This is a genomic window from Algibacter lectus (genome assembly GCF_900112395.1).
GTDB lineage: Bacteria > Bacteroidota > Bacteroidia > Flavobacteriales > Flavobacteriaceae > Algibacter > Algibacter lectus.
Genome location: NZ_FOLN01000006.1, coordinates 247,576 through 262,857, shown reverse-complemented (window position 1 = coordinate 262,857; position 15,282 = coordinate 247,576). Strand labels below are relative to the sequence as shown.

At 30.1% G+C, this 15,282-nt stretch carries 17 protein-coding genes; all 17 read left to right on the top strand.

The genetic code is table 11. From position 1 onward, the window contains the following. Window positions 1-13: 13 nt before the first annotated feature. From BM246_RS12525 to BM246_RS12445, 17 genes are read left to right on the top strand one after another with little or no spacing between them, the layout of a single operon-like run. A complete protein-coding gene (locus BM246_RS12525) occupies window positions 14-835 on the top strand; it encodes an ABC transporter permease (protein WP_231961856.1) in 822 nt (273 codons plus the stop codon). A 1-nt stretch (window position 836) separates the two neighbouring features. Beyond that, on the top strand, window positions 837-2,111 hold the full coding sequence (locus tag BM246_RS12520) for an ABC transporter ATP-binding protein (RefSeq protein ID WP_074938318.1): 1,275 nt from the start codon (window positions 837-839) through the stop codon (window positions 2,109-2,111). Continuing rightward, on the top strand, window positions 2,112-2,876 hold the full coding sequence (locus tag BM246_RS12515; RefSeq protein ID WP_042503265.1) for a TylF/MycF/NovP-related O-methyltransferase: 765 nt from the start codon (window positions 2,112-2,114) through the stop codon (window positions 2,874-2,876). It abuts the gene before it with no gap. Between the two features lie 4 nt (window positions 2,877-2,880). After that, window positions 2,881-3,585 carry a class I SAM-dependent methyltransferase gene (locus BM246_RS12510; protein WP_074938316.1) on the top strand — a complete coding sequence of 235 codons (705 nt, stop codon included), beginning with the start codon at window positions 2,881-2,883 and terminating at the stop codon, window positions 3,583-3,585. Then, window positions 3,586-4,689, top strand: coding sequence for a glycosyltransferase family 4 protein (locus BM246_RS12505; protein ID WP_074938313.1), 1,104 nt, complete (start codon window positions 3,586-3,588; stop codon window positions 4,687-4,689). A 2-nt stretch (window positions 4,690-4,691) separates the two neighbouring features. Further along, complete coding sequence (locus BM246_RS12500) at window positions 4,692-5,639, top strand: glycosyltransferase family 2 protein (RefSeq protein ID WP_074938310.1); 948 nt, start codon at window positions 4,692-4,694, stop codon at window positions 5,637-5,639. 7 nt (window positions 5,640-5,646) lie between these two features. Next, window positions 5,647-5,961, top strand: a complete 315-nt coding sequence (locus tag BM246_RS12495; protein ID WP_074938307.1) for a hypothetical protein — start codon at window positions 5,647-5,649, stop codon at window positions 5,959-5,961. Further along, on the top strand, window positions 5,958-7,010 hold the full coding sequence (locus tag BM246_RS12490) for a glycosyltransferase (protein ID WP_074938304.1): 1,053 nt from the start codon (window positions 5,958-5,960) through the stop codon (window positions 7,008-7,010). Before BM246_RS12495 ends, BM246_RS12490 begins: the two co-directional genes overlap by 4 nt. Before the next feature lie 11 nt (window positions 7,011-7,021). Then, entirely contained in the window at window positions 7,022-7,705 is a 684-nt protein-coding gene (locus BM246_RS12485) for an FkbM family methyltransferase (protein ID WP_074938301.1), read from the top strand. Between the two features lie 3 nt (window positions 7,706-7,708). Next, entirely contained in the window at window positions 7,709-8,530 is an 822-nt protein-coding gene (locus BM246_RS12480; protein WP_074938298.1) for an alpha-1,2-fucosyltransferase, read from the top strand. Window position 8,531: 1 nt separating this feature from the next. Then, window positions 8,532-9,563 (top strand): glycosyltransferase family 2 protein, encoded by a 1,032-nt coding sequence (locus BM246_RS12475; protein ID WP_074938295.1) that lies wholly within the window; start codon window positions 8,532-8,534, stop codon window positions 9,561-9,563. Window positions 9,564-9,570: 7 nt separating this feature from the next. Further along, window positions 9,571-9,900 carry a hypothetical protein gene (locus tag BM246_RS12470; RefSeq protein WP_074938292.1) on the top strand — a complete coding sequence of 110 codons (330 nt, stop codon included), beginning with the start codon at window positions 9,571-9,573 and terminating at the stop codon, window positions 9,898-9,900. Then, a complete protein-coding gene (locus BM246_RS12465; protein WP_074938289.1) occupies window positions 9,901-10,857 on the top strand; it encodes a glycosyltransferase family 2 protein in 957 nt (318 codons plus the stop codon). It abuts the gene before it with no gap. Continuing rightward, the gene (locus BM246_RS12460; protein WP_074938286.1) at window positions 10,857-11,804 is read left to right on the top strand and encodes a glycosyltransferase family 2 protein; all 948 of its coding nucleotides are present in this window, start codon (window positions 10,857-10,859) and stop codon (window positions 11,802-11,804) included. The genes BM246_RS12465 and BM246_RS12460 overlap by 1 nt, the downstream gene beginning before the upstream one ends. Then, the gene (locus tag BM246_RS12455) at window positions 11,804-12,955 is read left to right on the top strand and encodes a glycosyltransferase family 4 protein (RefSeq protein ID WP_074938284.1); all 1,152 of its coding nucleotides are present in this window, start codon (window positions 11,804-11,806) and stop codon (window positions 12,953-12,955) included. The genes BM246_RS12460 and BM246_RS12455 overlap by 1 nt, the downstream gene beginning before the upstream one ends. Beyond that, complete coding sequence (locus tag BM246_RS12450; protein ID WP_074938281.1) at window positions 12,956-13,840, top strand: glycosyltransferase family 2 protein; 885 nt, start codon at window positions 12,956-12,958, stop codon at window positions 13,838-13,840. Continuing rightward, complete coding sequence (locus tag BM246_RS12445) at window positions 13,841-15,280, top strand: MBOAT family O-acyltransferase (protein ID WP_074938278.1); 1,440 nt, start codon at window positions 13,841-13,843, stop codon at window positions 15,278-15,280. Window positions 15,281-15,282: the final 2 nt, after the last annotated feature.

The following is a 15,282-nucleotide window of genomic DNA, read 5'->3' as shown; positions in this document are numbered from 1 at the left end:
ACCTAAAAAAAAATTGATTAATCTTAATTTTAAAGAGATATGGAGGTATCGTGATTTATTGTTTTTATTTGTAAAACGTGATATCATCACACAGTATAAACAAACCATATTAGGGCCTTTATGGTATTTTATACAACCCTTATTTACCTCAGTAATTTTCACACTAATATTTAACAATCTAGCAGCTATACCTACAGGTAATGGGATTCCTTCCTTTTTATTTAATTTAGCAGGTATCACCTCTTGGAACTATTTTAGCTCTTGCTTAACAGGTACTAGTGATACATTTAAGGCTAATCAAGGGATATTTGGTAAGGTGTACTTTCCTAGAGTCATCACACCATTATCCATTGTATTTTCTAATCTTATAAAATTCGGAATTCAGCTATTAGTCTTTATTACGTTTTATATCTACTTTGTGTTTTTTACAGATGCAGCCAGTAATGCCTTACCACAACTGACTATTATACTATTACCCATACTAATTTTATTTATGGGTTTATTAGGGTTAGGTTTAGGGATGATTATATCTTCAATGACCACTAAATATCGTGATTTAACCTTTTTGGTAGGTTTTGGAGTACAATTATTAATGTATGGTTCTGCAGTGATGTATCCCTTATCGTATTTTAAAGAGAAATTGCCAGAATATTCATGGTTAGTAGCCTATAACCCAATGACAACCATTATAGAGTTATTTAGACAGATGACTTTGGGCGTTGGAAGTTTTGCGTTTAGTAATTTTATTTACGCAGGTGTTATAAGTGTTATCTTGTTTTTAATAGGACTAGTTATATTTAATAAAACCGAAAAGTCTTTTATAGATACTGTTTAATATGGAAGAAAAAGACATTATTTTAAAAGCAGAACACATCTCTAAACAATACCGTTTAGGATTAGTCGGAACAGGAACCATCAGTCACGATTTAAATAGATGGTGGCATAAAGTACGAGGTAAAGCAGATCCCTATTTAAAAGTAGGCGAGAGTAATGATCGTAGTACTAAAGGACAGTCAGAATATGTATGGGCTTTACAGGATATTAATTTTGAAGTTGAACGTGGTGAGGTTTTAGGAATTATAGGGAAAAATGGCGCAGGTAAATCAACTTTGCTTAAAATTTTATCTAAGGTTACAGGACCAACAACAGGAGAGATAAAAACTAGAGGACGTATTGCGTCTTTGTTAGAAGTAGGTACAGGATTTCATGGCGAAATGACTGGACGTGAAAACGTCTATCTTAATGGTGCTATTTTAGGAATGACTAAAAAAGAAATTTCGTCTAAAATTGATGAAATTATTGAGTTTTCAGGTTGTCAGCGTTATATAGATACTCCAGTTAAACGTTATAGCTCTGGTATGACTGTACGATTAGCGTTTGCAGTAGCAGCATTTTTAGAACCAGAGATTTTGGTGATTGATGAGGTGTTAGCGGTTGGTGATGCCGAGTTCCAAAAAAAGGCTATTGGTAAAATGCAGGATATTAGTCGTGGTGATGGACGAACAGTTTTGTTTGTCAGTCATAATATGCAATCCATATCAAGTTTAACACAACGTTGTATCGTTCTAGATAAAGGAAATATAATTTTTGATGGAGAAACTGCAGATAGTATAGATTTTTATTTAAATAATAATACTATTAATTCAGAGTATATTTATGAAGCTAAACCTAAAGCTGACAAACCGAATATAATTAAGGCATCTGTAAAGACTAGTAATATAGGTCAAGTGCATATTTGTGGAGAGCCTTTAGAGGTTAGTTTTGATTTGAACATTCCTTTCAGTTTAAAAGGAGCTTCATTAAGTTTTCAAATTATAGATAAACATGAAACTCCAATTGTTCATTTATGGACTTTTGATTCTGAGAAAGAAATGTGTCGAGAACCTGGTATTTGGAAACTTAAATGTATAATTCCAAAAGCTAGATTATATATGGGTGAGTATTCTTTAAAAGTATATTTTACAGGTCCTCCAGGTGGAGATAGATACGATATAATAGAAAATATTTGTCCTTTTAAAATTGAAATGTTTAAAATTTACAGAGAGTTTGAGTTTAGAGCTAATACATGTAAATATATAGAAGATTCTGATTGGTCAATTAATAAACAGTAAATGATTAAAAAAATAAATCATAGATTAAAGTCTATAATAAAAAGGATATTGAAGGTTGAGAGTTTGTCAGAGCAAACCAATATTTATTCAGACTTTAGCAAACAAGATATTACTATTTTAAATACTGTAAAACCGTATACCATGACATCTCCAGAAAGAATTAAGGTTCTTTTAGATGCTGTTAAGTATGTTGTTGATAATGATTTAGAAGGTGATTATGTTGAATGTGGTGTGTGGAAAGGCGGAAGCACATTAGCTGTAGCATCGTTATTGCATAGTTTAAAAAAAGAGGATAAACAATTGTGGTTATATGATACTTTTGAAGGTATGAGTGAGCCAACAGATGTTGATCAAGATTTACAAGGTAGAAAAGCAAAAGATAGGCTTCATAAAGAAGATAAAAAAACGTCATGGGTTTGGGCTTATTCAGGTCTTGAAGAAGTAAAGAAAACAATGTGTTTGTCTAATTATCCCACTTCTAAAATAACCTATATAAAAGGTAAGGTAGAAGATACTTTATTAAAAGATAAGCAACCTGAAAAAATTGCGATTTTAAGACTAGATACTGATTGGTATGAATCTACTAAAATTGAATTAGAATTACTTTTCCCAAAAGTAGTCAAAGGAGGAATTGTTATAATTGACGATTATGGACACTGGAAAGGCAGTAAAAAAGCAGTAGATGAATATATTAAGGAAAACAATTTAACTGTTTTTTTAAGTCGAATAGATTATACAGGAAGATTAATCGTTAAGACATTTTAATATAATGGCTGATTTTGTAGATATTAAGTTAACTTATAATAATTTAGATACATATTATATTAGGACTTCTATTTTTAAATATTTAAATCACCATTTACCAATGTTTAATGGTGATTTGCTAGATATCGGTTGTGGTAAAATGCCTTATAAGCATTATATTTTGGATAACTCTGCAGTTACAAAGTATGTAGGTTTAGATATAGATACTGCAATAGTTTACGATCAAAAGATTAAGCCAGACTTTTTATGGGATGGACAAGTAATGCCTTTTGAAGACAATAGTTTTGATTGTGCTTTTGGTACTGAAGTTTTAGAGCATTGTCCAAATCCTGAAGTCATTTTAAAAGAAGTCAATCGCGTTTTAAAGCCTGATGGCGTATTTTTCTTTACAGTACCTTTTTTATGGAATCTACACGAAACCCCTCATGACGAATATAGATACACACCTTTCGCTCTAAAAAGACATTTGGAAAATTCAGGATTTACATCAATTCAAATTAACGCTACAGGTGGTTGGCATGCAAGTATGGCTCAGATGTTAGGATTATGGGTAAGAAGAAGTCAGATATCTCAGAAAAAAAGAAAAATTTTATCATACATTTTAAAACCTATTATTAAATATTTAATAAAACTAGATAAAAATATAAATGTAAATTTTGTGGATGGACAGATGATTACTGGGTTATATGGAATTGCAAAAACTAAATAAATGAATATAGCTATACTCTCTCCAAGTCAAAACCCTTATTCAGAAACTTTTATACAAGCTCATAAAAACTTTTTGAAAGGCAAAGTGTATTACTACTATGGTCAAAAAGGAGGTGTTTGTCTAGAATCCGAAAAAAAATTAGGTCACCCAATAAAAAAAGTATTTTACAAATTATATAGGTCTATTTTTAAAAAACCTTACAGTTATATAAATAATAAACAGCTAATAGACTCTTTTAACAAGAATAAAATAGATGTTATTTTAGTTGAATATGGTAATCATGCATTTAAAATATTAGATGTCTTAAAGCTGTCTAAAATACCGTTTGTAGTTCATTTTCATGGGTACGACGCAAGTGTTAATTTTGTGATTGAACAATGTCAAAATTATTCAGAAGTGTTTAAATATGCCTCTAAAATAATTTCAGTATCACAAGTAATGTCTAATAACCTTTTGGATTTAGGTTGCCCTAAAGACAAATTGTTTTATAACGTGTATGGTCCTAATCCATTGTTTGAAAAAGTACAACCTACTTTTTCTAAAAAACAATTTATTTCAATAGGGAGGTTTACTGATAAAAAAGCGCCTTATTATTTAATTCTTGCATTTAAAGATGTAATTAAAACCCATAAAAAGGCACAGCTTTTAATTGGTGGAAGTGGCGAGTTATATAATACTTGTAAAAATTTAATAGCTTATTATAATTTACAAGATAATATTAGGTTATTAGGAGTGGTTACTCCTCAAAAATATACCACGTTATTAGAAGAAAGTTTAGCTTATGTACAGCATTCTGTTACAGCTTTAAATGGAGATATGGAAGGTACACCTTTATCCATTTTAGAAGCAAGTGTAGCTGGTTTACCCGTAATCTCCACTTATCACGCAGGTATCTCGGATGTAATAATAAATAATAAAACAGGTCTCTTGGTCCATGAGCATGATGTTTCTGGTATGACTGAAGCTATGATTAGTTTGTTGGATGACATTGATTTAGCTAAAACGCTTGGAAATAATGGAAAACAAAATATTCTTTCCAATTTTTCCATGAATAGACATATTAAACAATTGAATATAATTCTATCAGATAGCGTAAATCCATAACCATGTCCTTACCTCTAGTTTCCATAATAATACCAACCTATAATAGAGCACATCTAATTGGTGAAACTTTAGATAGTATTTTAGCACAAACCTATACTAATTGGGAGTGTATTGTGGTAGACGATGGAAGTATAGACGATACGTCTGTAATTGTAAATAATTATTGTGAACAGGACCAGCGTTTTAAATATTACAAAAGACCATGCAATAGAAAAAAAGGAGCGAATGCATGTAGGAACTACGGTTTTGAGTTAAGTAAGGGAGAGTTTATTAACTGGTTTGACGATGATGATATTATGACAATACATTTTATCGATTTAAAAATCAAGCATATTTTGTTGTCGAATGCTGATTTTTTATTTTCAAAATCAAATGATTTTGATTTGAAAGACAACGAAAAGCCAATGTTTAATGTTGATAACAATCTACATCAAATTAATGCAGTTAATTTTGTAACACAAAAGATTGTATGGTGTACCTTAGATTTTTTTTCTAAAAGGGATTTTTTAGAAAATGTAAGATTTAATGAAATTTTAAAATCAGGTCAGGAGTATAATTTTTTCTGTAAGTATTTACAACAAAATCTTGTTGGACTCTTTTTAAATAATGTTTTGGCTAAACGTAGAGTTCATAATAATTCAATACAGCAAAAGCAATCCAAAAGTGCTTGTGATTATGCGCTAAATAAATATTTAGTTTACTTTATAACTTTTTTTGAAATTGAGTCAAAAGCGACTAATACAGAATTGAATTATTTGCTAAGTATGGCAATGAGTAGAGCTTATGATTTGTCAGTTTTAAAAAAGAATGTTCCACATAAAGCTAATTTATTATATGCTGTTTTTAAGCATAAAAGAATTTTAAAATTTATGTCTTTTTGTATATCCTTAGTATGTAGTTATATTTCTGGTAAAGGATACGTTCTCTTAAACTATTCTAAAAAAAAATAATTAAGTAATGATAGTTAGATTGCACTGGTGGAAAGAGTTTAGAAAAGATGGTTTGCAAAACTATGGCGACTTAATGTCTAAATATTTGGTTCAAAAACTTTCAAAAAAAATTGTTTTTACAACTAGAGATAAAAGTAACACTTATATAAAAAAAATAATAAAACCGTATTACATAGTAATCGGTAGTATTATAGGTGCTGCCAATAAAAATGCCATAGTTTGGGGAAGTAGAAAAGCTATAAAAATCAAATTATATATTGCTAAAGTCCTATCAAATTTAGGCTTAGGTTATTTAAATAGATTTATCATAACACATAGATGAGAAAAGGCGAAAACATAGTACGTAATAAAACACTAGAATTACAACCTTGTTCGCATCGTGTAATTATTCCTTTATATATTCCAAATGAGGAAGGGTATTATCAAGATGCTTTTAAGATATTTAAAATGTGTTTGTTGTCTGTGCAAAAAACAGCAATTTCACCTTTAAAAATTTCTGTTATATCAAATGGAAGTACAGCTATAGTCAATGAAAAACTATATAAATTATATGAAGATAATTATATTGACGAGCTGATTATAGAAACCGAAACCATAGGTAAAATAAATAGTATATTAAAAGCTTTACGCACTGCAGAAGAGCGTTTAATAACTATTACAGACGCTGATGTATTATTTTTAAACGATTGGGAAAAAGAAGTAATTGCAACATTTGAGGCTTTTCCAAAAGCAGGAATGGTTAGTCCTGTACCAATCTACAGAACACAACTACGTCATACAGGAAATATTTGGATGGATTATTTGTTTTCAAACAAATTAAAGTTTAGTCCAGTAAAAAATCGGGAAGGCTTAACCAAATTTGCAAAAAGTGTAGGTTGGCCAGATTTAGAACTACATTTAAAAGATGTTATTGCCACTTTAGAAGGTAAAAATAAAATTAAAGCTGTAGTTGGTAATTCTCATTTTGTGGGAACTTACAAAAAAGAGGTGTTTGATAAAATCCCTTTAACCAATAGTAACTATAAACTAGGTGGAACTAGCGAGTATCTTTACAACGATTTACCCATCCTTAAAATGGGAGGTTATCAATTAGCGACATATGATAATTACGCGTATCATATGGGAAACGCATTAGAACAATGGATAGAAAAAGAGTTTGAAAATTTAAAAACAGAACATAAACAGTATAACAATTTTCAAACTATTAAAACTCTTAAAGCAAGTCCTATTAAATATGTAGTTTCGGAAAAAATATTTAAAAAAATGTTTAAGTACAAAGGTTTTAAACAATGGATTTATAAACAAAAAGGACTTACTAAAGACCAAATCTACAATTTTTTAGAGCGTGATTTTTTAGGTGATAACAATTAAATAGATATTACATGTTTAAAAAAATTAAAAGAAAACTAAGATATATTCTTTTTAAAAAACAAATAGACCTGCAAAACCAACAAAATCAACTACAGCACGAACGTTGCAAACCATGGTTTGCTGTAAAAGGAGATGAAACCTTACGCTTTGATTATTCTTTAAATAATATATCCATAGTATTTGATTTAGGAGGTTATAAAGGTGAGTTTGCTGCAGATATTTACAATAAATATCAATCTACTATTTATGTTTTTGAGCCTATTCAATCGTTTTACAATATAATAAAGCAACAATTTGCAGATAACCCTAAAATTAAAGCGTATCAGTATGGTTTAGCTGGTCAAGATCAAACCATGCAAATTAGTTTAACAGACAATTCGTCCTCAGTATATATTAAATCTAAACTAACAGAAACCATTCAGCTTAAATCTATTGTAGATTTTATAAAAACTAATAATATTGACCATATAGATTTGATAAAAGTAAATATTGAAGGTGGTGAATATGAAGTGTTAGAGGAATTAATAGCACATAACATGCTACCTTTATTTACAAATTTACAAATTCAGTTTCATGATTTTATTATCCCAAATGCAACTGAAAGAATGAAAAAAATACAAGCCGAATTATCTAAAACCCATCACTTAACTTATCAATATGAGTTTGTTTGGGAAAATTGGACATTAAAACAATAAGCATTGGTAATTGTAAAACTAATAGGAGGTTTGGGTAATCAAATGTTTCAGTATGCTGCAGCTAAAGCACTAGCCTTACATACTAAACAAGAATTAAGACTAGATTTATCAGGTTTTGACGATTACAAGTTACGTGCTTTTGATTTGCATCATTTTAACATTAATGCAAAACCATTTAGGCAAAAAAGTAAGTGGATTAGAAAGTTAGAAAACAAACTAAAATTGACTACTTATTACAACGAACAGTCTTTTAGATTTAACCCAGAAGTCTTTAACATTATAACCAAAAACATTCTGTTACAGGGTTACTTTCAGGCAGAAGACTATTTTATAACTTATAGAAACGATATTTTAAACGATTTTAAAATTGTTTCACCTTTAAAAAAACAAACCCAAAACCTATTGGTAGAAATGTCAAAGACCAATGCAGTATCTATTCATATTAGACGAGGTGATTTTTTAACACATGAGGTGCATAATACTTCTAAAGAGGAATATTATAGAGAGGCTATGATTGTTATTGAAAACAAAATAGAACAGCCAACTTATTATGTGTTTTCAGACGATATGGACTGGGTAAAAGCCAATTTTAAAACTAAATATAACACCGTTTATGTCGATTTTAATGATGCATCTACTGCATTTGAAGATATTAAACTCATGTCCAACTGTCAGCATAATATTATTGCTAATAGTAGTTTTAGTTGGTGGTCTGCGTGGTTAAACACTAATCCAAACAAGATAGTTATTGCACCCAAACAATGGTTTAATGGAGAGCAGTATGATTATACAGATGTTGTACCCAAACGTTGGATAAAACTATAATATGACTCACCAACCACTTATAACCGTTTTAATACCCACTTACAACTGCGAGCAATATGTACAAGAAGCTATACAAAGCGTTTTAGATCAAACCTATACCCATTTTGAATGTATTATTATTGACGATTGCAGTACAGATGCTACAGTAGATATTATAAAAACATTTGATGACCCACGCATCAACCTAATAGTTAAGCCTAAAAATTCTGGATATACCAATAGCTTAAATTATGGATTAACCATTGCTAAAGGAAAGTATATTGCAAGAATGGATGGAGATGACATTAGTTTACCAAACCGGTTTGAAAAACAAGTACATATTTTAGAACAAAACGACGAAATTGTAGTTTGTGGATCTATTTTTAAACTAATAGATACTGACACTATAATTCAAGCTCCAGAATATCATGAACAAATAAAAACTGGATTGTTAAAAGACTCTTGTATTGGTCATCCTACTGCTATGATTAAAGCATCTGTATTGCAACAACACAATATTAATTACAACACAGCTTATGAGCCTGCAGAAGATTATGATTTATGGGTAAGACTATCACAAGTAGGACAGCTGCACAACCTTCAAGAGGTGTTATTTTTGTATCGTGTGCACGACAATCAAGTCTCGATTACTAAAAAAGAAATTCAGCGTAAAAGTGCCAGTTTATCTCGATTTAATATGTTAAGTCAACTTGATTTTGACTATTCTGAATTTGAAAAACAAGCTTATATTAAACAGTTTTCGTTTACCGAACGTTTAAATTTTAAAGAGCTTAAAGCTTTAATTAATTTGAATAATAAAGCTTTGAAAGCAAATAGTAGTGGGTTATTTGATTCTAAAAAATTAATAACTATTATTCAAACGTTTCAAACAGAAGCTATAAATCAGTATTTCAAAGCTAATAGTATGTATAGTCCAAAGTATATTGGGGAGCTTAAAGAAATATCCCAATTAACTGATGTAAATTTCAGCTTTTCAGAAAAGGTAAAATTGTATATCAAAGCTCTAATATTTTTTAATAATAATAAAGTATAACTTATAAATGTTTAGTATTGCAATTAGAAATAAATATGAAGCAAACCATTTAGAAAAGGTTTTATCTAATTTAAAACAAATGTATTCTATTGATTTTGATGGGTTTATTATCGTAGATAATAAATCTACAGATAATAGTTTTGTAATAGTAAATGTATATAGCTGCAATATTTGTGCTCCTGATCTATTGTTTTACGTTAAGTTAATTAATTTATTAATCGCGCAGCAAATTATATTAAAAGCAGTATACGTTATTAAAAATAATGCTGTAAATTTTAAAGGTGTCACTAGTTTAAATAGTGTAAAAAAACACTTACTAAATAAAACTATAAATTAAGTGTATACATCTTTAATCTCCATAATCATCCCAGTTTTTAATCGAGAGTCTATTATAAAAATGACGCTGGATTCAATTATAGCACAAACCTATACTAATTGGGAATGCCTTATTATTGATGATGGAAGTACAGATAATACAGAACAAACCATAGCAGAATATTCAAAAAAAAACAATAGATTTAAGTTTATAAAACGACCAAATCATTTGGTTAAAGGCGCAAATAGTTGTCGTAATTATGGTTTTACTTTAGCAAAAGGACAGTATATAAATTGGTTTGATAGTGATGACATTATGAAGCCTGCTTTTTTAGAAAAAAAAATAGCAGAATTTAAAGCTAATACAGATGCAGTAATTCACAGAAATAATTATGCAAACTATCAATTAACCGCGTTTAGAGATAGTAAATTTGAATATGATAACGGAAAAAGTTTATTCTATAATTACGCAATGGAAACTATTGAAATTCAAACGTGTGGTTTTATGTGGAAAAAAACTTTTCTGGTTGATAAACCACTATTTGATGAAACCATTATGCGTTATCAAGATAACGAGTTTCATATTCGTATGTTAGCAATACAATCTTTAAAAGTTGAAATTATCGAGACTGTTTTAGCAACTATTAGGAGTGGAGATGGACATGATAGTCAAATAAGCGCCAAAGCTAATTTAACAAAAAAGAAATTATTTGATGTGTTTTATTATCGCTATCAATGCTTAAAATTAGCCAAGGAGCACACTATAAGTATTGATCCTAATTTTAACAAGACGATCTCTAAAAAGGCATTATGGGCTTTTTACGCTGCGTTACGCTTCGAGACTAGTTTTGTTAAACGCATTAATTATGTTATTGCTTATTATTCAAGACTTCAATTTGTATATTATAACCCTCAAATGTCAATTTTAGATAGTTTTAAGTCGCGTTTTTATATACTTAAAACCATAGTTTTTAGATAATGATATCCATCATAATCCCAATATACAATCGCCAACATTTAATAGAAGAGACCCTTAACTCTATTAAAGCACAAACCTATGCAAATTGGGAGTGTATTATAGTGGATGATGGTAGCACAGATAACACCTATAATATTACTAATAATCTAATTAAAGGAGATAATCGCTTTCAATTGTATAATCGTCCTTTAGAATTTGCAAAAGGACCCAGTAGTTGCCGAAACTTTGCTATCACCAAAATGTCAGGTAATTATATTCAGTTTTTTGATAGTGACGATGTCATGCATCCCAATCACCTTCAGCTAAAAATTGAAGCCATCAAAACCCATGATTTTGTAATTTGTCAGTTACAAGAATTTACTGGAGCATTTGATACAAATTTATTTTCATCAGCTAAGCAACCCTATATTAAACCTAGTAAAAATGTATTCGAGGATTTTACTACAGGTACTTTTCCTATGCTAATGGTAGCTCCACTATGGAAAGCCTCAAGCTTAAAACCTTATTTACCGATTAGAGAAGATTTGCATATTCTTGAAGATCATGAGTTGTATGCCAGAGCATTATCACAAGATAAAACATACGCTATAATCAATATACCTTTAATATTTTATCGTGTAGGATCAAGCTCTTCCACCAATAGTTTTTATAGTAACGTGTCTTATGGTTTAGCCTCTTATTTTGAAGCCAAAAAGACCGTATTACATTTATCAAGTGCAAAGCCAATAAAACTGGCTATATTAAAAATGACTTTAGGTTTTTTTAGGTTAGCACTTGCTGAGCGTGATTTTAAATCCGCACAACAGTGTTTAAATTTTATTAAAAACCATAAATTGGCTTATAGTTTTAAGTTGAAAGTAAAACTGTTTCGTATTATATTTTTCTACTCTATTTTTAAAATTGTAAAAAAAGGAGATACTAAATTTAAACCCCTATTTAAATTATAATGAAGATTTTAATGGTAGCCATTCCAAACCATCACTTTTTTCAGTGGGTTAACCAATTGAAGCAGTCTGGCTATGAGGTGTATTGGTTTGACGTGACTGATGGAGGACCTAAATCTTCAAAAATAGAGTGGGTTACTCAAATAAAAGGCTGGAAGTTAAAATGGGATTTTCCTTTTAGAAGTACAATAAAAAAACACTTACCTAATCTATATAAAAACATTCAGAAAAATAATGAAAACAGCGTTTTAAAAACTTTTCAAAGTACTATAGATCGTATACAACCAGATATTGTACATTGTTTTGAAATGCAGTTAGCAGGATTGCCTATTCTGCCCATAATGTTAGACAATACAATACCATTTATCTATTCATCTTGGGGCAGTGATGTGTTTTATTTTAAGCAATTAGGTGTCTCAAAACAAGCATTGCAGCAGTTTTGCACACGTGCTAATTATTTAATCACAGATTGTAAACGCGATTATAAGTTAGTTTTAAAAAATGGTTATAAAAATCAATTTTTAGGCGTGTTTCCTGGTAATGGAGGGTTAACTATCCAAACATCTAAGATTAACCCCTTCGATAAAAGACCGCTTATTTTAATTAAAGGTTATGATGATGGTGTTGGCAAAGCGTCTAAAGTTTTAGATGCCTTGCTTTTAGTTTCAAAAGACTTATTTTATAATAAACATATTGTTATTTACAGCGCAGATGACGTTATTCAGCGACAAATAAAAGCCTCAAAACAACTTTCAGATTTTAATATTACTGTATATTCTAGACATAAATTTATTCAAAATACAGACTTATTGGCTGTTATGGGACAAAGCTGTATTCATATAGCGAATAGTATTTCCGACGGAATGCCCAATGCACTTTTAGAAGCCATGTCAATGGGAGCTTTTCCAATTCAATCTAATCCAGGACACGTTACAGAAGAAGTGATTACGCATAATAGTAATGGCTATTTGATAACTAATCCTTTAGATGAAACTGAAATTGCATGTCATGTAAAAAATGCGCTTCAAAATGATACTTTAAGACGACAAGCTCAAAATTTTAATATCGATTTCATCCAAGAAAATTATAATCGTGTTACCTTGCAATCCAAAATAGAAACCCTATACCAAACCGTTTATTCCGCAAACCAATAAATGCAAATTTCTTTTTTAATAGTCACAAAAAATAGACCAGAAGATTTAGCTTATACATTAAAGAAGTTGAAATCTTTAATAGATTTTTCTATTCATGAAGTGTTGGTTTTTATAGATGGTTGTTCCAAAACCGAAACCATTATTAATGATTTTGACTGGGTTAATTGGACAGTATCTAAAAAAAACATTGGTGCTTCACCAGCCAGAAATAGCTTATATAATAAAGCGAAAGGACAAATTCTTATTGGCTTAGATGATGATGCACACCCAATAAGTGAAGCCTTTATAAAATCTATTGAAGAAGATTTTAGTGCCAATCCCAACCTTGGTATAATCGCTTTTCAAGAAATAAGAGGGTTATACAAATCCGATAATGAGGCTTTAAGTTTTGCAAAATATACTGAATCGTATTATACAAATGATTTTATTGGTTGTGGATTTGCTATTAAGAAGGAAGCGTATGATGCCTCAAGAGGTTTTCCTGTTTGGATTGATATTTATGGTGAAGAACCAGCTTTGGCTTTAGAGGTTTTAGATTTAGGCTATCAAATAGTCTACAATTCTAAAATAATAGTAAACCATCGTGTGGATATTATAAAAAGGAAATTACAAGGTAAAAATTATTTTAGATTTGAACATCAATTAAAAAATACAATACGTTTGTATCTTGTGTATTATAAGTCGCCTTTAATAAAAATAGCTAAATTGTTATTGCATAATTTTAAAAAGTATGCTTTAAAAGACTTTAAGTATTTTAAAGCTTTTGTATATGTTTGCTTATCGACACTTTTAAAGTTGCCCACGATTTTAAGATATAGACGTCCTGTTAAAGCTAGTACGTTACACATTATAAAAAAACTAAAAGGACTAAATTATTCTGGATAAATGTATTTTAACTCCCTAGACTTCGCCCTATTTTTACCAATAGTTTTTATACTTTATTGGTTTATAACTAATAAAAATTTAAAACTTCAAAATGCGTTATTAGTTGTTGCTAGTTATGTGTTTTATGGTTGGTGGGATTGGCGTTTTTTATCTTTAATTGTTTTTAGTTCTCTTGTGGATTACACTATTGGATTCCAATTAAACCAAACAGCACAACCCTCTAAAAGAAAGTTGTTGTTGTGGACCAGTATCCTTGTTAACTTAGGGTTTTTAGGTTTTTTTAAATATTACAATTTTTTTGTTGATAGTTTTGTTGACGCCTTCTCGTTTTTTGGGAGTCCAATTCAGCCTAATACTTTAGATATTATTTTGCCTGTTGGTATTAGCTTTTACACCTTTCAAACCTTAAGTTACACTATAGATGTTTATAAACGAAAACTAGAACCTACAAGAGATATCGTTTCGTTTTTAGCCTTTGTTAGTTTTTTTCCACAATTAGTGGCAGGTCCTATAGAGCGTGCGACTCATTTATTACCACAATTTTATAAAAAGCGCCAATTTCATTACAGTCAAGCTGTGGATGGATGTAGACAAATACTTTGGGGCTTTTTTAAAAAAGTGGTTATTGCAGACAATTGTGCCGAGTATGCCAATCAAATCTTTAATAATTCGGCAGAGCATTCGGGAAGCACATTGTTAATGGGGGCGTTGTTTTTTACTTTTCAGATTTATGGTGATTTTTCTGGGTATTCTGATATAGCCATTGGTACTTCAAGATTATTTGGTTTTGACTTAAAGCAAAACTTTGCCTTTCCCTATTTTTCAAGAGATATAGCCGAATTTTGGCGACGCTGGCACATATCCTTATCCACATGGTTTCGGGATTATTTATACATTCCTTTAGGAGGCAGTCAAGGAGGCACTTGGATGAAAGTACGTAACACGTTTATAATATTTTTAGTCAGTGGATTTTGGCATGGTGCCAATTGGACGTTTATTATTTGGGGATTTTTAAATGCACTTTACTTTTTGCCATTATTATTGGCCAAACGTAATCGGACACATTTAAATGTGGTCGCTCAAGATTCAAAATTACCAAGCATTACAGAGCTAGTGCAAATGGGACTTACTTTTGGATTAACTGTTATTGCTTGGGTCTTTTTTAGGTCAGAAAGCGTTACACATGCAGTAACCTATTTAAAAGGTCTATTTAGTTCTAGTTTATTATCCTTACCAACTATTAGACCAACTAATTTACTAGTGCTCATTCTTCTTTTTATAGGAATAGAATGGATTGGAAGACGTCAACACTATGCAATTGAAGTGTTATTGCTTAAGCAATCTAGGGTTATTAGATGGGCTTTTTATATGATTATAATCGCTATAATTTTTGTTTTTAGCAGTGATACTCAGCAAGAGTTTATATATTTTCAATTTTAAGC

Excerpts from the sequence above, each read along its gene's own strand:
- BM246_RS12520 (WP_074938318.1), top strand. The coding sequence starts at position 837 with ATGGAAGAAAAAGACATTATTTTAAAAGCAGAACACATCTCTAAACAA.
- BM246_RS12515 (WP_042503265.1), top strand. The coding sequence starts at position 2,112 with ATGATTAAAAAAATAAATCATAGATTAAAGTCTATAATAAAAAGGATA.
- BM246_RS12510 (WP_074938316.1), top strand. The coding sequence starts at position 2,881 with ATGGCTGATTTTGTAGATATTAAGTTAACTTATAATAATTTAGATACA.
- BM246_RS12505 (WP_074938313.1), top strand. The coding sequence starts at position 3,586 with ATGAATATAGCTATACTCTCTCCAAGTCAAAACCCTTATTCAGAAACT.
- BM246_RS12500 (WP_074938310.1), top strand. The coding sequence starts at position 4,692 with ATGTCCTTACCTCTAGTTTCCATAATAATACCAACCTATAATAGAGCA.
- BM246_RS12495 (WP_074938307.1), top strand. The coding sequence starts at position 5,647 with ATGATAGTTAGATTGCACTGGTGGAAAGAGTTTAGAAAAGATGGTTTG.
- BM246_RS12490 (WP_074938304.1), top strand. The coding sequence starts at position 5,958 with ATGAGAAAAGGCGAAAACATAGTACGTAATAAAACACTAGAATTACAA.
- BM246_RS12485 (WP_074938301.1), top strand. The coding sequence starts at position 7,022 with ATGTTTAAAAAAATTAAAAGAAAACTAAGATATATTCTTTTTAAAAAA.
- BM246_RS12475 (WP_074938295.1), top strand. The coding sequence starts at position 8,532 with ATGACTCACCAACCACTTATAACCGTTTTAATACCCACTTACAACTGC.
- BM246_RS12470 (WP_074938292.1), top strand. The coding sequence starts at position 9,571 with ATGTTTAGTATTGCAATTAGAAATAAATATGAAGCAAACCATTTAGAA.
- BM246_RS12460 (WP_074938286.1), top strand. The coding sequence starts at position 10,857 with ATGATATCCATCATAATCCCAATATACAATCGCCAACATTTAATAGAA.
- BM246_RS12455 (WP_074938284.1), top strand. The coding sequence starts at position 11,804 with ATGAAGATTTTAATGGTAGCCATTCCAAACCATCACTTTTTTCAGTGG.
- BM246_RS12450 (WP_074938281.1), top strand. The coding sequence starts at position 12,956 with ATGCAAATTTCTTTTTTAATAGTCACAAAAAATAGACCAGAAGATTTA.
- BM246_RS12445 (WP_074938278.1), top strand. The coding sequence starts at position 13,841 with ATGTATTTTAACTCCCTAGACTTCGCCCTATTTTTACCAATAGTTTTT.